Origin of the sequence: Serratia sp. CY32780, from assembly GCF_052169135.1 — a bacterium.
GTDB classification, from domain to species: domain Bacteria; phylum Pseudomonadota; class Gammaproteobacteria; order Enterobacterales; family Enterobacteriaceae; genus Serratia; species Serratia sarumanii.
In genome coordinates this window covers 283,949-303,268 of the sequence record NZ_JBJNLI010000001.1, presented here as the reverse complement: position 1 = coordinate 303,268, position 19,320 = coordinate 283,949, and the positions used below count along the sequence as shown (strand labels likewise).

Here is a 19,320-nt window from a genome sequence, read left to right as displayed (position 1 = left end):
TCTGGAGCGCACGCACATGCAAAAAACTAAACTGAACGAACTGCTCGAATTCCCTTGCCCGTTTACCTACAAGGTGATGGGCCTGGCGCAGCCTGAGCTGGTTGACCAGGTAGTTGAAGTGGTGCAGCGCCATGCGCCGGGCGACTACAACCCGCAGGTCAAGCCGAGCAGCAAAGGCAACTACCACTCGGTCTCCATCACCATCAACGCCACTCACATCGAGCAGGTCGAAACCCTGTACGAAGAGTTGGGCAACATTGAAATTGTTCGCATGGTGCTGTAATTCCAGCATAAACCCCTGCTTATCAACCCGGGACGGCGCAGCGTCTTCCCGGGTTGCGCATTTTTGGTCAGCGAAAGGCTGGCCGCAGACCGGAGCGCCCGGTATAATGGCTTTACCACTTCTGTAACCTGACGATGACTCTTTTGCAACCAGACAAGATCATTTTGCGTCAGCTGGGGTTGCAGCCCTACGCGCCTGTATCCCAAGCCATGCATAACTTCACCGACAGTCGTACCGAGACCACGCCGGACGAGCTGTGGCTGGTGCAGCATCACCCGGTGTTCACCCAGGGCCAGGCCGGCAAAGCCGAGCATGTGCTGATGCCCGGCGATATCCCGGTGATTCAGAGCGATCGCGGCGGCCAGGTGACCTACCACGGGCCGGGCCAGCAGGTGATGTACGTGATGGTCGATCTGAAACGCAACAAGGTCGGCGTACGCCAATTGGTCACGGCGATAGAAGATACGGTTATCAACACCCTCGCCCACTTCCGCCTCGAATCGCGCGCCCGTCCGGATGCGCCGGGCGTGTACGTGGGGGAGCAGAAAATCTGTTCGTTGGGTTTGCGGATCCGCAAAGGCAGCTCATTCCACGGCCTGGCCCTGAATGTGGCGATGGATCTCAGCCCCTTCCAACGCATCAACCCTTGCGGTTACGCCGGCATGCAGATGACGCAGGTCAGCGCGCTGGCGCCCGGCGTTGGCATTGAAGACATACACCCAATCCTGGTACAGGAATTTGTTCATTTACTCGGCTACCAGACGGTCGAGCTTCGTAACTGGAACCTGCACGATTATGAGTAAACCAATTCAGATGGAACGCGGCGTCAAATACCGCGATGCTGACAAAATGGCGCTGATCCCGGTCAAAACGGTGGTCACCGAACGGCAGGAGCTGTTGCGTAAACCCGAGTGGATGAAGATCAAACTGCCTGCCGACTCAACGCGCATTCAGGGCATCAAAGCCGCCATGCGTAAGAACGGCCTGCACTCCGTCTGTGAGGAAGCCTCGTGCCCTAACCTGTCCGAGTGTTTCAACCACGGCACCGCCACCTTCATGATCCTCGGTGCTATCTGCACCCGCCGCTGCCCGTTCTGCGACGTGGCCCACGGCCGCCCGATCGCGCCAGACGCCAACGAGCCGGAAAAGCTGGCGCAAACCATCGCCGACATGGCGCTGCGCTACGTGGTAATCACCTCGGTTGACCGCGACGATCTGCGCGACGGCGGCGCTCAACACTTTGCCGACTGCATCTCGGCCATCCGCGCCAAGAGCCCGAACATCAAAATTGAAACGCTGGTGCCGGACTTCCGCGGCCGTATGGATCGCGCGCTGGAGATCCTCACCGCCACGCCGCCGGACGTATTCAACCACAACCTGGAAAACGTGCCGCGCGTATATCGCCAGGTGCGCCCGGGCGCCAACTACGAGTGGTCGCTGAAGCTGCTGGAGCGCTTTAAAGAAGCGCACCCGGATATCCCGACCAAATCAGGCCTGATGGTCGGCCTGGGCGAAACCAACGCGGAAATCGTCGAAGTGATGCGCGATCTGCGCCGCCACGGCGTGACCATGCTGACGCTGGGGCAATACCTGCAGCCGAGTCGTCACCACCTGCCGGTGCAGCGCTACGTCAGCCCGGCCGAGTTCGACGAGATGAAAGAAGAAGCGATGGCGATGGGCTTCACCCACGCCGCCTGCGGCCCGTTCGTGCGTTCGTCTTACCACGCCGATCTGCAGGCCAAAGGGATGGAAGTGAAATAACGCGTAATAGTTTGTTACGCTAAAGACGGCAAAAACGCCAAAAAAACGGATGTCCGCAAGGCATCCGTTTTTTATTGCGCGCCACCTGGCAGGGCTAAACGTCTTTCTTTTCGACGCTCTGCTGAGCGGACTGGCTTTCGGCGGCGTTGTTGCCGGCGGCCGGCGGCGTGCTGTCGTCGCCCACGGCTTTTTTAAAGCCTTTCAGCGCCGCGCCAAGATCGGCGCCGAGCGTGCGCAGTTTGCTGGTGCCGAACAGTAAAATCACCAACACGGCAATCACCAGAAGTTTGGTAATGCTGATACCTTCCATACTCACCTTCTTATCATAGAGCGCTGCGTGAACAGCGAGAAAAACTGACCTTGCCTGCGAATATTTAGCGACTTTCCTTCGGCTCGCACAACCGCAACATGTAACAGAGTGAGATCCGTCGCAGGAATGCCACGCGGCCGCACGGCGCGGATTCCAGACTAATCTTAGTTTATCGCCCGCATGATACGCTGCCGTGATACTTATCAGGGAGATGCCGGATGTATATTGCTCCACCCATTTTCGATGCCCGAAAATCCGGCCTCAGCTTCGCCAAACGCACCTATCTGCCCCGCGTCGCCGGCCTGGGACTCGGCTTTATCTGCGTCTGCGCCGCGCTCTACCCCTTGGCTCCGCCCACGGCGGTCTGGCTATTGCTGGCCTTTCACGGCTTTCTCTGGCCGCATCTTGCCTACCACCTGGCCCGCCGCGCCAAAGATCCGTTCAAAGCCGAGATCCGCAACCTGCTGATCGACTCCGCCTTCGGTGGCTTCTGGGCCGCGATGATGGCGTTCAATGCGCTGCCGGCGATCGTCATCCTGTCGATGATGAGCATGAACAACATCGCTTCCGCCGGCAAAGCGCTGTTTGTCAAAGGGTTGGCGATTCAATTGGCCACGGCGGCGCTGACCGGCGCGCTGCTCGGCTTCCCGTTTCAACCGCACAGCACGCCGCTGCAAATCTATCTGTGCCTGCCGATGATCTACCTGTACCCGACGCTGCTCGGGCTGGTGACCTACCGCACCGCCAAGCGGCTGGCGGAAAAAAAACAGGAGCTACAGCGCATCAGCACCCGCGATGGGCTGACCGGCTTGTACAACCGCCGCCACTGGGAGCACTTGCTGCATCGCCAGTTCGACAGCTGCCGCCGCTACCAGGACAACGCCACGCTGATCCTGATGGATATCGATCGTTTCAAAACCATCAACGACACTTTCGGCCATGCGCTGGGGGATGAGGCCCTGGCGGCGCTGGCGGAAGAGCTGCTGATTGGCTTGCGCAACGTGGATATCGTCGGGCGCTACGGCGGCGACGAGTTTGGCGCAGTGCTGCCGAACACCAGCGCCGAACAGGCGGTAACCGTCCTGCGGCGCATCCAGCAGCGACTGGACGCCGTTATCTTCAAAGAGGCGCCACAGCTGCGGCTGCAGATCAGCGCCGGCATCGCCAACTACCACCCCGCGCTGGGCGGTTATCTGGACTGGCTGAAAGCGGCCGACGGCGCGCTTTACCGGGCGAAGCAAAATGGCCGCAACCGCCTGGAAACGGCGGCGCCGACGGGCGACTAACTGACTGGTTTAATAACTTGGCAAAATACTTCGGCGCTTCGACAAAGCCTTCACGCCGCTAAAACGCATGCGCCCGCTCGCTTTCCACCGCCACCAGCAGCGCCTCGGTGCCGGGATAATCCAGCGCCGTCATTAATTCGGCGATCGCTCAGGCACGCCGTTCTGATTTCCATGGGGTGACCTCGCAGATTGTCGATACTACAAAATAGGCGGCGTTAGGTGTAACATCCATCCGGTGCGGCGAAAAAGGCCGTGCGGCACGCTGGAGATGACATTCCTCCCTAACCGCCTTCACAGGCTGATGATGTCTACGTAACCTCTCGGAGAGAGGCGCGTAGCGTTACGTCTGTCCCTTTCCGAGCCCCGTGAATTTCTCTGATTGAAAGGGAGTTGCCCCATGTTGAGCTCTTTACTGGCCGTATTTATCGGCGGCGGCGTCGGCAGCGTTTTGCGCTGGGCGGTAAGCATGAAAATGAATCCGCTGAACGCCCACATTCCGCTCGGTACGCTGATGGTCAATCTGATCGGCGGTTTTATCATCGGCCTGGCGATGGCGATTTTCACCCGCATGACGCATCTGGATCCCACCTGGAAATTGCTGGTCACCACCGGGTTCTGCGGCGGCCTGACCACCTTCTCCACCTTTTCGCTGGAGGTGGTGTACCTGATGCAGGATGGCCGCTTCGGCTGGGCGCTGGCCAACATGCTGCTCAACCTGGCCGGCTCGCTGGCGATGACGCTGCTGGCTTTCATGCTGGTGATGTGGGTCAACGGGCGCTAAGCCCTTAATGTTTCCTTAATCTTGCATGCGCATAATCTCATCCAGTACTCCTGACTGGATGAGAAACCGCTATGTTTAGCCTGCCGAAAACCGCCGCCGAAGCGATTGCCGTTGCGCTGTGCGTGCTGATCGTCGCCGCCTTTATCAAATCCTACCTGTTCGCTTAAGCGCTTTTTCCCGCAGCACGCGTTCATGTTGCGTCTTTCCCGCCGGTTACACTACAATTGAGAATGAACGTTCACACCCAAAAATGTGAACCCGGCTCACGCGTAGCAAAGGATCGGGCAGATGCTCTCCCCCAACGACAGTAAACAGGCCAAGGTGCAGGCCCGCCGCGATCAGATCGTCGAAGCGGCGAAAACCAGCTTCCGCCGCCACGGCTTCCACGCCGCCAGCATGGCGGAGATCGCCCAGGGCTCGCAGCTCAGCGTCGGGCAAATCTATCGCTATTTCGCCAATAAAGACGCGATTATCGAAGAGATCGTCAACCGCATCATCGCCAGCAAGATGCAACGGCTGGAAAACCTTGGCGATCACATCAACCTGATCGCCGGCACGCTGGCGGCGCGCACGCTGTTTCAGCAGCCGGGCGAGAGCGAAACCGATCACATGCTGATGCTGGAAGTGACCGCCGAGGCCACGCGCAACCCGGTGGTAGCCAAAATGCTCAGCGATGCGGAAGCGCGGCTGTTTCGCCACGTGTGCCACAACCTGCAGCGGCTGTATCCCGATTTCAGCGCGGAAGAGATCGCCGCGCGAGTGGAGTTTATCGCCGTCATGAGCGAAGGCACCGGTTACCGCATCCTTACCACGCAAAAAGCCGATGCGTCCCTGCTGCGCGAGCTGTATCAGCAGGCCATTTCTCACCTGTTCAGGAAACGCTAATCTCCCATGACCAAACACTTAGCCAGACAACGTCTGGTGTACGCCGTCGTGCTTGGCCTGTTGGCCGCGCTGGGGCCGCTGTGCACCGATCTCTATCTGCCCGCCCTGCCGGAAATGGCGGGCGAACTGAATACCTCCACCGCCGCCGCACAGCTCAGCCTGACCGCCGGGCTGCTCGGCCTGGGCGTCGGCCAGCTGATTTTCGGCCCTTACAGCGACAAACTGGGCCGCATGCGCCCGCTGTTGCTGTCGCTGATCCTGCTGCTGGGCGCTTCGCTGTGGTGCGCCCTCGCACCCACCATCGACCAGTTGCTGATCGCCCGTCTGCTGCAGGGCATCGCCGGCGCCGGTGGCGCGGTGATTTCCCGCGCCATCGCCCGCGATCTGTACGCCGGCCATGAGCTGACCCGCTTCTTCGCCCTGCTGATGCTGGTCAATGGCCTGGCGCCGATCGTCGCGCCGGTGCTGGGCGGCGTGATGCTGCAGGTGATGAACTGGCGCGGCATCTTCGGCGTGCTGGCGGCCATCGCCGTGCTGCTGTTCAGCCTGTCGGCGCTGAAGCTGCGCGAATCCCTGCCGGTAGAACGCCGCAGCCAGGGCGGTATCCTGGCGATGCTGATGTCGCTGGGCGGGTTGCTGACCCAGCGCTATTTCATGGGCCTGTGCCTGACGCAAGGCTTCGTGATGGCCGGCATGTTCGCCTATATCGGCGCCTCGCCTTTCGTCTTGCAGCAGATCTACGGCCTCAGCCCGCAGATATTCAGCCTGTGCTTCGCCATTAACGGCGTCGGGCTGATCATTGCGGCGCAGCTGGCCAGCCGCCTCAGTTCGCGTTGGGGGGAGCGTCGGGTATTGAAGAGCGGGCTAACGCTGGCGGCCATCGCATCGCTGTTGCTGCTGTTGGCCGCCGCGCTGCATGCGCCGCTGGTCGTATTGCTGGTGCCGCTGTTCTTTTCGGTGGCGGTGATCGGCATCGTCGGCCCGACCGCCTCTTCGCTGGCCATGCAAAGCCAGGGTGACAAAGCGGGCAGCGCCTCGGCCTTGATCGGCGTATGCATGTTCGCCCTCGGCGCCTGCGTCGTGCCGCTCACCGGGCTGGGCGGCACCTCGGGCCTGTCGATGGCGCTGACCATCGTCGGCTGTTACGCCATCGCTATCCTGCTGTTCAGCCTATTAGGCCGCCGCAGCGAGGCATAACGCGCCCAATAAAAAACCCGCTCAATGAGCGGGTTTTAAGAAATTCAGCTACGCAGCTTAGATAGCAGTAACGTTAGCGGCAGATGGGCCTTTGGCACCGTTCGTGATTTCAAACTCTACACGCTGGCCTTCAGCAAGCGTTTTGAAACCGTTGCTAACGATGGCAGAGAAGTGAACGAAAACGTCCTTGCTACCATCTTCCGGAGTAATGAAACCGAAGCCTTTGGATTCATTAAACCACTTAACGCTACCTTTAATCTTAGACATCAAACTTACCTTTAACGTGAATGAAAGACACAAAACCTGTGTCGATTACAGTACAGCAAGCAGGCAGGATTTTGTCCACCACCGCGATCACAGAAATCCGATAAAGAGTGAAAAAATCCGTGTAGCCCGGTGTAAATGGATTGCACCGGTTGCGATAAGCTCCCGTTACAGGTCAATCCTCTCCACGCGCCGGCGAACAATGCGCGAACGGCCAAACCCGCCCGCTTACCCCAGCGTTGACGCCCCCATGCAGACGCAATCGCTATGAAATATAACCAGATGGTCTTTTTGCTTCGGCGGCCGCTGCACTAGGGTTAGGGTTTATTTCCCACTGTGAGCCAAGCCTATGACCAGCCAGTTGGCAGACAAAATCATCGCCTATCGGCGTGAGCTGCACCAAAACCCGGAGCTTTCCAATCACGAATTCGCCACCACCGCCCGGCTGACCCGCTGGCTGCAAGAGGCGGGCATTCGCCTGCTGCCGTTGGCGCTGAAAACCGGCGTCGTGGCGGAGATTGGCAGCGGCAAGGGGCCGATCATCGCGCTGCGCGGTGACATTGACGCCCTGCCGATCGACGAAATCGCCGACGTGCCCTTCAGCTCGCAAAACCGCGGCGTGATGCACGCCTGCGGCCACGACTTTCACACCTCGGTGATGCTCGGCGCCGCACACCTGCTCAAAGCGCGTGAGGCCGACCTGCCCGGCATGGTGCGCATCTTCTTCCAACCGGCGGAAGAGACCTTCAACGGTGCCCGGCATCTGATCGACGCTGGCGCGCTGGATAACGTTGCGGCGGTATTTGGCCTGCATAACGCGCCGGAGCTGCCCACCGGCACCTTCGCCACCCGCGCCGGGCCGTTCTACGCCAACGTCGATCGCTTCCAGATCCTCATCACCGGCAAAGGCGCGCACGCCGCCAAACCGGAACAGGGCGTCGACACCATCGTCACCGCCAGCCAGATCGTCGGCGCACTGCAGACGCTGCCCAGCCGCAGCTTCAGCTCGCTGGAATCGCTGGTGGTGAGCGTAACGCGCATCGAAGGCGGCAATACCTGGAACGTGCTGCCGCAAACCGTGGAGCTGGAAGGCACGGTGCGCACCCACAGCGACGCGGTGCGCCGCCAGGTGCCGGACAAAATTCGCCAGGTGATCGACGGCGTTGCCGCCGCGCTGGGCGCGCAGGCCGAACTCCGCTGGCAGCCGGGGCCGCCGGCGGTAATCAATGATCCGCATTGGGCGGCGTTCAGCAAAACCGTCGCCGCCGAGGCCGGCTACCGGGTCGAAGAGGCGGAACTGCAGATGGGCGGTGAAGATTTCGCGCTGTATCTGCACCATGTGCCGGGCGTATTCGTCAGCATCGGCTCCGCCAGCGAATTCGGCCTGCATCATCCGCGTTTCAATCCCGATGAACGCGCTCTGTTCCCCGCCGCGCAATATTTCACGCTGCTGGCGGAACGCACGCTGCAACAATTAACCACCACGCCGGAAAAAGCCCTCAGCAACGCCTGAATAACGGTAAAGCGTATTTCCCCGACGCCGCGGATGCCGCGTCGGGGATTATTTTTCGCTCGCCGTGATATTTGCAATTTTCAACATTTGAATATGCTGTTTTGTTGTTTTACATCCCGCCGCCGCTCATCAATAGTGGGCACATCAGACACCGCGCGCCTCTGCGGCGCATGACAGGATAATCACGATGAGCGACAACGCGACTAATCAACGGCAATTGCGGCTGGGCGCCATTCTGCATGGTGCATCGGGAAATATGTCCGCCTGGCGCCACCCGGACGCCACCGCCGACGCCAGCATCAACCTCGAATTTAATATCGCCACGGCGAAAAAAGCCGAACAGGGGAAATTCGATTTCGTCTTCGTCGCCGATGGGCTATATATCAACGAAAAGTCCATTCCGCATTTTCTTAATCGTTTCGAACCGCTCACCCTGCTGGCCGCGTTGTCCGCCGCCACCGATAAAATCGGCCTGGTGGGCACCCTCTCCACCTCCTACAGCGATCCGTTCACCGTCGCCCGCCAGTTCGCCAGCCTCGATCACCTGAGCAACGGCCGCGCCGGCTGGAACGTGGTGACCTCGCCGCTGGAAGGCTCGGCCAAAAATTTCTCGCGCAAAGAACACCCGGAGCACAGCCTGCGTTACCGCATCGCCGGCGAGTTTCTCGACGTTGCCAAAGGGCTGTGGGATTCCTGGGAAGACGACGCCTTCGTGCGTAATAAGGCCAGCGGCGAATTCTTCCGCGCCGGCAAACTGCACACTCTCAATCACCAGGGGGAGTTCTTCTCGGTGCAGGGACCGCTGAACATCGGCCGCACGCCGCAGGGGCGCCCGATCCTGTTCCAGGCCGGCGCCTCCGAAGACGGCAAACGGCTGGCGGCCCAACACGCCGATGCGATCTTCACCCATCACGACACGCTGGAGCAGGCGCAGGATTTCTACCAGGACGTGAAGCGGCAGCTGGTGGAACAGGGGCGCGAACCGGACGATCTGCGCATCTTCCAGGGCGTCAGCGTGATCGTCGGCGACGACGACGCGGACGTCGAGCGCCAGTACCAGGAGACCGCCCGCCTGGTCAGCATCGAGAATGCCCTCAACTACCTCGGCCGCTACTTCGAGCATTACGATTTCGCCCGCCATCCGCTGGACGCCCCCTTCCCGGACATCGGCGATCTGGGGCAAAACAGCTTCCGCAGCACCACCGACGCCATCAAGCGCAGCGCCCGCGAGCGCAACCTCACGCTGCGCCAGGTGGCGCTGGAAGCCGCCTCGCCGCGCCCGGTGTTCAGCGGCACGCCGGAAGCGGTGGCGGATGGCCTGCAACGCTGGTTCGACGGCGAAGCCGCCGACGGTTTCATCATCAGCGGCGGTACGCCCAACGCCTTTGGCCACTTCGTCGATCGGGTGGTGCCCGTCCTGCAGCAACGTGGCCTGTTCCGCCAGGCGTACCACGGCGACACGCTGCGTGAACATTTAGGCCTGAAGCGCCCGTTGAACAGATTCACCCAGTAATAAGATCGATTTCAGGGATACCCGCTATGCAGAAAACCGTTACCGCCGCCCTCGTGGCGGCCTTGCCGAGCCTGACCGGCGCCGCGCAGGCGGGCACCGGCATCGATTTGCAGGCCTATGCCCCTCTATTCACGCGCCGAAGACCCCGCAGGCGAACGCCATGGTCAACCGCTGGGGCGAGAGCGCCGAACGCCTTGCGCAGTCGGAAATCAACCCGCCCGGCCAGGGCGATTAGGAGCGCGCGATGACGCAAGACACCTTCATTCAGACGCTGCCGACCGACCCGCTGATCGCCCCGGTGATCGAAGGGCTGTTCGGCGAATATCGTCAGCGCTACGGCGACTATTTTGGTGACCAGGAACCGGAAGCGCTGGATCTGTACGCGCCGCCGCAAGGAGCCTTCATCGTGCTGCTGCGCGCCGGTGCGCCGATCGCCATGGGCGCCTTCAAACGCTATGACGCGCTAACCGCCGAGCTGAAGCGCATCTGGACGCGGGGCGACCTGCGACGCCAGGGCCTGGCGCAGCGGGTGCTGCAGCAGCTGGAAACGCTGGCGCTGGCGCAGGGATATCGCCGGCTCTATCTAACCACCGGCTTTCGCCAGCCCGAAGCGGTGGGCCTGTATCTGAGCAACGGGTATCAGCCGCAGTTCGATCCCACCGTCGACAGCGAGGTCTACAGCCGCCCCCCCTACGATGGCCGCCTGCCGTTCCGCAAAAGCCTGATTGCAGAGGACGCGTGTTGTTGCGCGTCGGAAAGGAAAATCGCCTAAGGCCCCTTAATCTGTATCAGGAGACATGACATGTCCAAACAAGAAGTCTTGAAAGTGGTGCCCGCCCGCTATCCGCTGCGGCTGATCGGCGCGCTGTTTTCGCTGTTTATTCTGGCCGCCATCGTGCAATCGGTGGCGGGCAACGCGCGCTGGGAATGGGGCGTGTTCGCCGAGTGGTTCTTCGCGCCGGCGGTGCTGGCAGGGCTGGGGCAAACCCTGCTGCTGACGCTGCTCGGCACGCTGTTCAGCATCCTGTTCGGCACCCTGCTGGCGCTGGCGCGGCTGTCGCGCTCTTACCTGCTGGCGTCGCTGGCCTGGGGTTATATCTGGCTGTTTCGCTCGCTGCCGCTGATCCTGGTGCTGATCATCCTGTACAACTTTTCCTATCTGTATGACGCCATCTCGCTGGGCATTCCCTTCACCTCCGTGGTGTTCGCCAGCTACCCGACCATCGACATTCTCGGCCAGTTCGCCGTGGCGGTGCTGGGCCTGACGCTGGTGCAGTCCGCCTACACCGCCGAGATCATCCGCGGCGGCATCCTGGGCGTGGATTACGGCCAGCACGAAGCGGCGGCGGCGCTGGGGTTGCCGGGCTATCGCCGTACCTTCCGCATCATTCTGCCGCAGGCGCTGCGCTCCATTATTCCGACCGGCTTCAACGAGATCATCAGCCTGGCGAAAGGCACCTCGATCGTTTACGTGCTGGCGCTGCCGGAGCTGTTTTACACCATTCAGGTTATCTATAACCGCACCCAGCAGGTAATACCGCTGCTGATGGTCGCCACCGTCTGGTATCTGTTCATCACCACCGCACTGTCGGTGATCCAATACTACATCGAGCGCTATTTCGCCCGGGGCGCGGTGCGCGAACTGCCGCCGACGCCCTGGCAGCAACTGGCCGGCTGGCTAAAACGTTAGGAGACCCGCATGTCTGAAGCCATTGATTATTACGCCTTGCCCGAACAGCCGGCGCGCAATCTCACCCCGGTGCCGGCACGCGGCCTGATCGAAATCAGCAACGTCAGCAAGTTCTTCGGCAAGCACAAGGCGCTGGACGACGTCAGCCTGACGCTGCAGCCGGGCACCGTCACCGTAATCCTCGGCCCTTCCGGCTCCGGTAAATCGACGCTGCTGCGGGCGATCAACCACCTGGAACGCGTGGACGAAGGCTTTATCCGCATCGACGGCGACTACGTCGGCTACCGCCGCAAAGGCAACCGGCTGTATGAGCTGAAGGAAAAGGCCATCCTTCGGCAACGCATCAACGTCGGCTACGTGTTCCAGAATTTCAACCTGTTCCCGCACCTGACGGTGCTGGAAAACATCATCGAAGCGCCGGTGGTGCACAAGATCCACTCTCGCGAACGGGCGAAAGCGGTGGCCTATGAACTGCTGGATACCGTCGGGCTACGCCACAAGGCGGACGCCTACCCGCGCCACCTCTCCGGCGGCCAACAGCAGCGCATCGCCATCGCGCGCGCGCTGGCGCTGAACCCGAAGGTGATCCTGTTCGATGAACCGACCTCCGCGCTCGATCCCGAGCTGGTCGGCGAAGTGCTGGACGTGATCAAGGGGTTGGCGGATCTGGGCGTCACGCTGGTGGTGGTCACCCATGAAATCGGCTTTGCGCGCGAAGCGGCGGATCGGGTGGTGTTTATGGTCGATGGGCAGATCGTCGAGCAGGGCGACGCCAGGCAAGTGCTGGCCCAGCCGCAGCATCCGCGCACCGTCAACTTCCTCAACAAAGTGCTGTGATCGTCGGGGCGCCGCGGCGCCCCGTACCCGAGCTGCTTACCGGCCGGCGAAGCGCCGCTTCTCGGCGGCGAAATCCAGCGGGCGGATCCCCTGCTGGTTTTTGTCCTCTTCGGTCAGCAACGCCGGCGGAATAAACCAGGTTACCTCGAACAGCAGCCCGTCCGGATCGTGGCCATAAATGCTTTTGTGCACGCCGTGATCCTCTTCCAGCCCGAGAATACCGCGTTCGGCCAGCTGGTGACGAATGCGCTCCAGCTCCTCCAGGCTGTCCACTTCCCAGGCCAGATGGTACAGCCCGGCCGCTGGCTCATGCTCCGCCGGCGGCTCGTTGTTGGCGCGAAACCCCCCGGCGCGCTGCTGGCCCAGGTTCTTGCTGAACAGCGCCAAATCGTGATCGTTGTCCGAATCGGCGGCCTGGGTAAACACCGCCCGATCGGGGCTGTCGGACGGCTTGAGCTTGAACCCCAACACCTGATGATAGAAGTCGGCGCTCTGCCGCACGTCGCTGACATACAGCACGGCGTGATTGAGACGTTTGATGCCCATCGCTATTCCTTTACGCATTGAATGAAGTCAGCATGAACATAGCATGTGGGGGGAAAGCCGCTAAATGCCGTTATCGCATGACGAAATGCCGCCCGCGCAATCTGTCGCTGCAAGGCATTCCGCGCTATCATAAGCGCTGTATTGAACCCTTTTGTGAGAATAGCGATGAACGGCAAGATAACGACTTTTTTTGAAGACAAAGGCTTCGGCTTTATTACCGACGAGAACGGAGAAAATCGTTATTTTCACGTGATTAAAGTGCAAAACCCGGAGCTGATTAAGAAAAACGCGGCGGTGACCTTCGAACCGACCAACAACACCAAAGGCCCGTCGGCTTATGCGGTTAAAGTGTTGGCGCCCAGCAAATACATCATCATCGCCAATGAAAGAATCAAGATCGCCAGCATCAAGTCTTTCAATACTTTCACCAAGGAAGTGCCGGCCAAAGCCGACGTGGATAAAGAGAACACCGTGCTGTCGGTCGGCCTGCTGATGAACCGCATTCGCCCGCAGTCAGAAGATCAGGCGCAGACCATGCAAACGCTGCGCATGCTGACCATTACCACCTTCCAGAACACCACCCATACTTTCTCCGAGCACGAGATCGATATGGATGAGACCATTAAGGCGCTGAAAAGCCTGTAAGCGCCGGCTGCCCAGCGTCGAGCCCTAGCGGAACAGGATATGCTCGACGCTGTTGCCGCTCACCACGTTGAACGACTCCACCCGATTACGCCCCTGCGATTTGGCGCGATACAGCGCGATATCAGCCATATTCATCAGTTGCTCCAGCGATTTCACCTCATTCATCGCCAGGCTGGCGACGCCGACGCTGATGGTGATTTTCAACGTCTGCTTGCCTTCCACCTGCAGCGCCGTCTGCTCCACCAGCCGGCGCAGATGTTCCCCCAGCGCCACGCCCTGCGCCGCCAGCGCGCGCGGCAGCATGATGGCGAACTCTTCCCCGCCCAGGCGGCCGAACAGCTGATCGTGCCGCAGTTCGCGACGCACGATGTGCGCGAACGACGCCAAAACCTGATCGCCGGCGCTGTGGCCGTGCGTATCGTTGATCTGCTTGAAATGGTCGATGTCGATCAGCAGTAGCGACACCGCCTCTTTCGAGCGGTGCTTGTGTTCCAGCAGCTCGCCCGCTTTGCGCGTCATCGCGCTGCGCGCCAGCACCCCGGTCAGAAAATCGTGGTTGGCGCTGTGCTCCAAACGCCGCATCAGCTTGCGGTTGGCGGCGATGGAGCTGGCGAGGATCAGCGGCCCCATCACCAGCATGGCGATGCCCAAGCGGGCGGACATCAGGGTATCGAGGAAGGCGTTGTGGTTGTTCGGCGTTTCGTACAGCATCAGGTTGGCGGAAATGCTGCTGATCTCGGTCATGCCGGTCAATAGCGTCAGCAACGTCACGGGGAACAGCGGGTAGCGCACCGCGCACCACAGCAGCGCCGGGATCGGGAAGGCGATGGCCCCCGGCCCGCCGATATAGACGCTGAATATCAGCGACAGCAGCAGCGCCAGCAGCGGCAGGCAGCCCTTCAGGCGCCAACGCACCTGCATGCGCAGCAGCTGCTTCAACCGCGGCGCCGCCATCAGCACCGGCAACAGCAGCAAGGTCGTCGAGAACTGCTCGCTGAACCAGGCCAGCCAGGCGACCACCACCGTGTTGTTGTACAGGCTGTCGTTGCGCAGCACCGACAGCGTCGACGCCACCGCCGCACCGGCCAGGCTGGCGCTGAACATATAGAGTATCGCCTGGGGTTTGCCCATGCGCCGTTGAGATTGGGGCAGCATCAGCATGATGCCATAACCGACGGCGATCAGCGACATGTTGCAGGCGTTCAGCCACAGCGCCAGAGACCAGCCTTCGCCGGTGCTGAGATCGGCGGCGACCATGCCCAGATAGGTGGTGAACCAGCCGAGCGGCGTGGCGTAAACGGGTTTGCGCAGCAGCAGGCCGAGCAGAATCGCATTCACCGGCCAAAATAAGGAAAGCGAGCCAATCGGCCGGCTAAGAATACCCACCAGGGAAAGTAAAAAGGCCAGCATGAAAAGATTGATCAGCTGAACCGTTAGCGGCAGGCCATGCCTGGCGTTTATTCTGGCGTTCATCGCCTCGCCCATATTTTGCTAATAACCAGAATAATAATGTGCATACTCTCTCGCCCGGCCAGTGAGGGATAGTCAATCCGAATTTCAACCAAAAAAGCCAGACAAATCAATAATAAAAAGCATTAACATTTAATTAACAGACTTTTCTTAGCCTGATGCACCTGTGGCGGACTCCCCCCGCATAGCGTCAGCAAATAATGCCCACTCTGCTGTCAGCATAGCGCATAGCGTAATAGGCCGCCGAGGGCGTTAATTACATTAATAAGTTTATGGTTATTGGTCGTTGAATGCTGTTTGAATAACTGCGCGATTATTTTCCTGCAACTGGGCCGCCCGTGCAATAACAACCCCAAAAAAGCCCGCATAGCGCGGGCTTGCCTGAACAACAGCAAATCGACAGTTACAACACGGCCATGCCTTGCATGCCCGTACTGCCGCGCAGTATAGCGGTGAAAGCTTAAGCAGACCTTAGCAACAAAAAACCCGGCCTAGGAACCGGGAATATTTGTACGAAATGCAGTGTTAGCCCAAGCAGGCTAATAACATTTCGCAGCTTACACGCCAATTGTGCAGAGAAAATGAACGCGGCGTCCGTTCAACCGCACCGCCGCCCTCTCTGCACGGAAGGCCTTACGCCAGTTTGGCGGCAAAGCCCGCTACGCGCTGGCCATAGAGCTTGGCGGTCGCCAGATCGCCCGACAGCATCTCATCCACGCTGGCATCCGCCGGGGTCTGCACCAGCAGCCCCACCGAACCGCCCAGGTTATTGACGTCGGTGCGCTGCGCCGATTTGGTGTTGGCCGGCATCAGCCCCAGGCTGACCCACAGGCCGCCATGTTGCGAAGCCAGCGTCTGCAGCGCGATCAGCGTTACCTGCTTGTCTCCGTTCAGGCTGGCGCTGTTGGTAAAGCCGCCGAACACTTTGTCCTGCCACTTGCGGCCGAACCAGGCCTTGGAGCTGGCGTCGGCGAATTTCTTGAACTGCCACGACGGGCCGCCCATATAGGTCGGCGAACCAAAGATGATGGCGTCCGCCTCATCCAGCGTCCGCCAGGCTTCGTCGCTGATATCGCCGTTCTGATCGATGGCGATCAATTCCGCCCCGGCGCCTTCCGCCACGACTTTCGCCAAACGCTTGGTATGGCCGTAGCCGGAATGAAACACCACTACTGTCTTCGCCATAGAAATTCTCCACTCATTGCACAAAGACGCCGACGGCGCCCCTCTCGCGTTCAATCTAATCAAGCGCGCAGCGGCTGAATACCGAATAAAACTGACGGTGTTATTCAAAAAAATCGCGTTCCTCTGCCAGGCATGCACAGATAAAAAAAATCCCGCGCAAGGCGGGATAAACTTAACAGGGATGGGGTAATACACTACAGGGAATGGATAACACACAACATCATCGGGTAGAGCTACAGTACCAATCCCAATGTATAGAACTGTCATCCCCGCGTAAGTTTGCTCGGCCAGATGTAACGCCGAATGGGAAATATGACATTTTTCTCAACGCACCACGAACAGGCGCGACTCAAGCCGCCGCTCTTGAAGGTGCCGGTATTGCCCCCCCGGCGACGAACGGCCCTCAGCGGATTTCAACAGTGATATCCGGGTAGGCCTTCTCGCCGTCGCTGAGGTAATGCCCCAGCGCCCGGTAAGCCATCACGTACAGCACGGCGGCGGCGCACAGGCACAGCAAGGTCACGAGCAGGAATCTGGATTTGCGCACGATAGGCTCCATGGGGAAATTTTCGCCTATTGTAGCGCGGCAAAATAAACGAAGGTTCAATTGCCGGCGGGTCAAGCGCCTCGCACTCATTCGGCGAGGCGGCTTCATATCATTTCTTCAGCATGTAGATAAACGAATCGACGGTTTCGCCGCCGGCGGTGGTGACGCTGACCGCCACTCGTTCATAACCCTCACCTTCAAACGCATCGAGAGTCGGCCAGTGGTTGACGAGGTTAGCTGAACGGAACAGAAACCCGTTCACCCGATTGCCACTGTTATCCAGCACGATGCCCGGGTAGCCCATCTCGGCGCCCCAGCCTTCGTTAAGCAGCGAGCCGCCAACGCTGCCTTCTTCCCAGCTGCCGCCGATGGCTTCCATAATGTGCGCGTTGGGCCTGCCCGGCCCCAGGGTGCCGTAAACGAATAAGCTTTGCATTTTTCTCTCTACTACTCACTGAAAGTTAACGCATGAACATAGCATGACGTTCAGCGGCGAGCCAACGGGAGTACGGGTAGCGCAGTCGAGTTTTCAAGGGAACAAGTAGGGGGAAGAAAATCAAGGGAGTAATGGCACGCCCTATAGGATTCGAACCTATGACCTACGGCTTAGAAGGCCGTTGCTCTATCCAACTGAGCTAAGGGCGCATTGAGATGCGGCAACCTGCGGCTGCGGGTTGGGATTATACGGTCAGAGGTTAGCGAGTCAATGCCTTTTCATGGCGTTACGGCGGAGGCCGTGCTTTATGGCGTTTTTTCCGCCAGCGCCCGCGCGGCGAGGGTTCCCGTCAACCGGGCGCCGCCATGCTGAACCTGGCCGACGCCTACGTAAATCGGCGCGCGTTCAGACCACCGCCGCCCGTCACCCCACCACCGGCAAAGGCGAGCGGACTGCACGACTGCGGCGATGTCGCCCCAATCGGCGTGCTCAACCCCCCGCGCGTTGCAGGTCGCCGCCACCCTTTCCTCCAGTGTGGCGTCGGGGCGGGCGCTGTTTAAAGAAGCCTGGCTCCCCGATGCCCAAACCAGCAACAGCGTGCAGCCTGCCCAGGCGCAGCCCTTCATACGTATAATTTCCGCCACAGCGCATTCAGGCGCGCCCGCCACGACGGCGCTCCTTCATGCTTACCGAGCTGATGCAGCGCGGTGAGTTGCGCGCTGTCCGCCGGATGCAATGAAGAATCGAACACCGTTTCCCCCACATGTTTAGGCTCCGCCGGTTGCTCGTCAGGCTGATGATGCAACGGGTAAAGCCGGGTTATCGCTCTCATGATCCTGCCCTCTTTCACCCTGTGAATAGCCCCAGCGTATCCAAATACAGGTAAAAATGACGTAGAGGATCCTGAGGCCGGCATAAAAAAAGCGTAAATCGCCGTCGGCAACGGCCGCGAGGGTGATTCTGCGCCTGACAGCGCGCTCAGCTTCTGCCAGAATAGCGGCATCCCCGCTTTTCTTAATTGATGGATTTCCACACTGATGTCAGCAAAGATTATTGATGGTAAAACGATTGCGCAGCAGGTTAGAAACGAAGTGGCTGAGCAAGTGAAACAACGTCTGGCGGCCGGCAAACGCGCCCCAGGGCTGGCGGTTGTGCTGGTCGGCGAGAACCCGGCTTCGCAAATTTACGTCGCCAGCAAGCGCCGCGCCTGCGATGAAGTCGGCTTCCTTTCCCGCTCCTACGACCTGCCCGCTGCCACCAGTGAAGCCGAGCTGCTGGCGTTGATCGACCAGTTGAACGCCGATGAGGAAATCGACGGCATTCTGGTGCAGCTGCCGCTGCCGGCCGGCATCGATAACGTCAAGGTGCTGGAACGCATCCACCCGGACAAAGACGTCGACGGTTTCCACCCGTATAACGTCGGCCGCCTGTGCCAGCGCGCGCCCAAGCTGCGCCCGTGCACGCCGCGCGGCATCGTCACCCTGCTGGAGCGTTATAACATCGATACCTACGGCCTGAACGCCGTGGTGGTCGGCGCGTCCAACATCGTCGGCCGCCCGATGAGCATGGAGCTGCTGCTGGCCGGCTGCACCACCACCGTCACCCACCGCTTCACCAAGAATCTGCGTCATCACGTCGAGAACGCCGATCTGCTGGTGGTGGCGGTCGGCAAACCGGGCTTCATTCCGGGCGACTGGATCAAACCGGGCGCCATCGTGGTGGACGTCGGCATCAACCGTCTGGAAAGCGGTAAAGTGGTGGGCGACGTCGATTTCGACGCCGCCAGCGAGCGCGCCGCCTACATCACCCCTGTGCCGGGTGGCGTTGGCCCGATGACCGTTGCTACACTGATCCAAAATACCTTGCAGGCCTGCGAGGAATATCACGACGTTCAACCTAAATAAGTAAGGCAGTATGGAAATTTTCAATCTGGACAATCATCCCCACGTCGAACTGTGCGATCTGCTGAAGTTCCAGGGCTGGTGTGAAAGCGGCGGCGCCGCCAAAGAAGTCATCGCTGAAGGGCAGGTGAAAGTCGACGGCAAGGTCGAAACCCGCAAGCGCTGCAAGATCGTCGCCGATCAGGTGGTGGAGTTCAACGGTGGCAAGGTCATGGTTAAACCCTGACCCGCAGCCATAGAAAAAGGCGCTGAATTCAGCGCCTTTTTTGT

General features: G+C 60.1%; 23 protein-coding genes, 1 tRNA gene and 1 riboswitch. Of the genes, 15 read left to right on the top strand and 9 right to left on the bottom strand.

Annotation, left to right across the window (positions count from 1 at the left end; translation table 11 throughout):
• Positions 1–16: 16 nt before the first annotated feature.
• From ybeD to lipA, 3 genes are all read left to right on the top strand, one after another.
• Positions 17–283, top strand: a complete 267-nt coding sequence (gene ybeD, locus ACJ8HH_RS01505) for a DUF493 family protein YbeD (RefSeq protein ID WP_033637425.1) — start codon at positions 17–19, stop codon at positions 281–283.
• Positions 284–417: 134 nt separating this feature from the next.
• Positions 418–1,086 (top strand): lipoyl(octanoyl) transferase LipB, encoded by a 669-nt coding sequence (gene lipB, locus ACJ8HH_RS01500; RefSeq protein ID WP_033637424.1) that lies wholly within the window; start codon positions 418–420, stop codon positions 1,084–1,086.
• The gene (lipA, locus tag ACJ8HH_RS01495) at positions 1,079–2,044 is read left to right on the top strand and encodes a lipoyl synthase (protein WP_025301835.1); all 966 of its coding nucleotides are present in this window, start codon (positions 1,079–1,081) and stop codon (positions 2,042–2,044) included. Before lipB ends, lipA begins: the two co-directional genes overlap by 8 nt.
• Before the next feature lie 94 nt (positions 2,045–2,138).
• Here the strand turns inward: lipA and tatA are convergent, their stop codons facing one another.
• Entirely contained in the window at positions 2,139–2,354 is a 216-nt protein-coding gene (tatA, locus tag ACJ8HH_RS01490; RefSeq protein ID WP_004940019.1) for a Sec-independent protein translocase subunit TatA, read from the bottom strand.
• A 218-nt stretch (positions 2,355–2,572) separates the two neighbouring features.
• On the opposite strand from tatA, the gene ACJ8HH_RS01485 reads away from it, so the two are divergent.
• From ACJ8HH_RS01485 to ACJ8HH_RS01470, 4 genes are all read left to right on the top strand, one after another.
• On the top strand, positions 2,573–3,640 hold the full coding sequence (locus tag ACJ8HH_RS01485; RefSeq protein WP_039566949.1) for a diguanylate cyclase: 1,068 nt from the start codon (positions 2,573–2,575) through the stop codon (positions 3,638–3,640).
• 255 nt (positions 3,641–3,895) lie between these two features.
• A riboswitch (Fluoride riboswitch) is annotated at positions 3,896–3,958 on the top strand.
• A 79-nt stretch (positions 3,959–4,037) separates the two neighbouring features.
• The gene (crcB, locus tag ACJ8HH_RS01480; RefSeq protein ID WP_060387373.1) at positions 4,038–4,421 is read left to right on the top strand and encodes a fluoride efflux transporter CrcB; all 384 of its coding nucleotides are present in this window, start codon (positions 4,038–4,040) and stop codon (positions 4,419–4,421) included.
• Positions 4,422–4,709: 288 nt separating this feature from the next.
• Positions 4,710–5,306, top strand: coding sequence for a TetR/AcrR family transcriptional regulator (locus ACJ8HH_RS01475; protein WP_033637421.1), 597 nt, complete (start codon positions 4,710–4,712; stop codon positions 5,304–5,306).
• A 6-nt stretch (positions 5,307–5,312) separates the two neighbouring features.
• Entirely contained in the window at positions 5,313–6,503 is a 1,191-nt protein-coding gene (locus ACJ8HH_RS01470) for a multidrug effflux MFS transporter (RefSeq protein ID WP_060451859.1), read from the top strand.
• Between the two features lie 57 nt (positions 6,504–6,560).
• On the opposite strand, the gene cspE is transcribed toward ACJ8HH_RS01470, so the two are convergent.
• The gene (cspE, locus tag ACJ8HH_RS01465) at positions 6,561–6,770 is read right to left on the bottom strand and encodes a transcription antiterminator/RNA stability regulator CspE (protein WP_004940030.1); all 210 of its coding nucleotides are present in this window, start codon (positions 6,768–6,770) and stop codon (positions 6,561–6,563) included.
• 346 nt (positions 6,771–7,116) lie between these two features.
• Between cspE and ACJ8HH_RS01460 the strand changes: the two genes are divergently transcribed.
• From ACJ8HH_RS01460 to ACJ8HH_RS01440, 5 genes are all read left to right on the top strand, one after another.
• The gene (locus ACJ8HH_RS01460) at positions 7,117–8,280 is read left to right on the top strand and encodes a M20 peptidase aminoacylase family protein (protein ID WP_060418289.1); all 1,164 of its coding nucleotides are present in this window, start codon (positions 7,117–7,119) and stop codon (positions 8,278–8,280) included.
• Between the two features lie 187 nt (positions 8,281–8,467).
• Positions 8,468–9,793: an LLM class flavin-dependent oxidoreductase gene (locus tag ACJ8HH_RS01455; RefSeq protein ID WP_047568926.1), complete on the top strand. Its 1,326-nt coding sequence runs from the start codon at positions 8,468–8,470 to the stop codon at positions 9,791–9,793.
• Positions 9,794–10,037: 244 nt separating this feature from the next.
• On the top strand, positions 10,038–10,565 hold the full coding sequence (locus ACJ8HH_RS01450) for a GNAT family N-acetyltransferase (RefSeq protein WP_060438997.1): 528 nt from the start codon (positions 10,038–10,040) through the stop codon (positions 10,563–10,565).
• Positions 10,566–10,595: 30 nt separating this feature from the next.
• On the top strand, positions 10,596–11,483 hold the full coding sequence (locus tag ACJ8HH_RS01445; protein ID WP_033647216.1) for an amino acid ABC transporter permease: 888 nt from the start codon (positions 10,596–10,598) through the stop codon (positions 11,481–11,483).
• A 9-nt stretch (positions 11,484–11,492) separates the two neighbouring features.
• Complete coding sequence (locus ACJ8HH_RS01440; RefSeq protein WP_015376924.1) at positions 11,493–12,320, top strand: amino acid ABC transporter ATP-binding protein; 828 nt, start codon at positions 11,493–11,495, stop codon at positions 12,318–12,320.
• A gap of 36 nt (positions 12,321–12,356) precedes the next feature.
• Here ACJ8HH_RS01440 and ACJ8HH_RS01435 read toward each other — a convergent pair whose 3' ends face one another.
• Entirely contained in the window at positions 12,357–12,866 is a 510-nt protein-coding gene (locus tag ACJ8HH_RS01435) for a VOC family protein (RefSeq protein WP_442520211.1), read from the bottom strand.
• A 165-nt stretch (positions 12,867–13,031) separates the two neighbouring features.
• Here ACJ8HH_RS01435 and ACJ8HH_RS01430 point away from each other — a divergent pair, with 165 nt between their 5' ends.
• A complete protein-coding gene (locus tag ACJ8HH_RS01430; protein WP_033647218.1) occupies positions 13,032–13,511 on the top strand; it encodes a cold-shock protein in 480 nt (159 codons plus the stop codon).
• Between the two features lie 24 nt (positions 13,512–13,535).
• Here ACJ8HH_RS01430 and ACJ8HH_RS01425 read toward each other — a convergent pair whose 3' ends face one another.
• From ACJ8HH_RS01425 to ACJ8HH_RS01400, 6 genes are all read right to left on the bottom strand, one after another.
• Positions 13,536–14,984 carry a sensor domain-containing diguanylate cyclase gene (locus ACJ8HH_RS01425; RefSeq protein ID WP_060387811.1) on the bottom strand — a complete coding sequence of 483 codons (1,449 nt, stop codon included), beginning with the start codon at positions 14,982–14,984 and terminating at the stop codon, positions 13,536–13,538.
• Between the two features lie 630 nt (positions 14,985–15,614).
• Complete coding sequence (locus ACJ8HH_RS01420; RefSeq protein ID WP_060451860.1) at positions 15,615–16,166, bottom strand: flavodoxin family protein; 552 nt, start codon at positions 16,164–16,166, stop codon at positions 15,615–15,617.
• A gap of 403 nt (positions 16,167–16,569) precedes the next feature.
• Positions 16,570–16,713 (bottom strand): hypothetical protein, encoded by a 144-nt coding sequence (locus tag ACJ8HH_RS01415; protein WP_162846218.1) that lies wholly within the window; start codon positions 16,711–16,713, stop codon positions 16,570–16,572.
• 109 nt (positions 16,714–16,822) lie between these two features.
• Entirely contained in the window at positions 16,823–17,149 is a 327-nt protein-coding gene (locus ACJ8HH_RS01410) for a gamma-glutamylcyclotransferase family protein (protein WP_033647222.1), read from the bottom strand.
• Between the two features lie 132 nt (positions 17,150–17,281).
• A tRNA-Arg gene (locus ACJ8HH_RS01405) sits at positions 17,282–17,358 on the bottom strand.
• Positions 17,359–17,771: 413 nt separating this feature from the next.
• Positions 17,772–17,981: a hypothetical protein gene (locus tag ACJ8HH_RS01400; protein WP_039567125.1), complete on the bottom strand. Its 210-nt coding sequence runs from the start codon at positions 17,979–17,981 to the stop codon at positions 17,772–17,774.
• Positions 17,982–18,186: 205 nt separating this feature from the next.
• On the opposite strand from ACJ8HH_RS01400, the gene folD reads away from it, so the two are divergent.
• Both folD and ybcJ read left to right on the top strand, forming a co-directional pair.
• Positions 18,187–19,053: a bifunctional methylenetetrahydrofolate dehydrogenase/methenyltetrahydrofolate cyclohydrolase FolD gene (folD, locus tag ACJ8HH_RS01395; RefSeq protein WP_004940177.1), complete on the top strand. Its 867-nt coding sequence runs from the start codon at positions 18,187–18,189 to the stop codon at positions 19,051–19,053.
• A 10-nt stretch (positions 19,054–19,063) separates the two neighbouring features.
• A complete protein-coding gene (gene ybcJ / locus ACJ8HH_RS01390; RefSeq protein WP_033637394.1) occupies positions 19,064–19,276 on the top strand; it encodes a ribosome-associated protein YbcJ in 213 nt (70 codons plus the stop codon).
• Positions 19,277–19,320 lie beyond the last annotated feature (44 nt).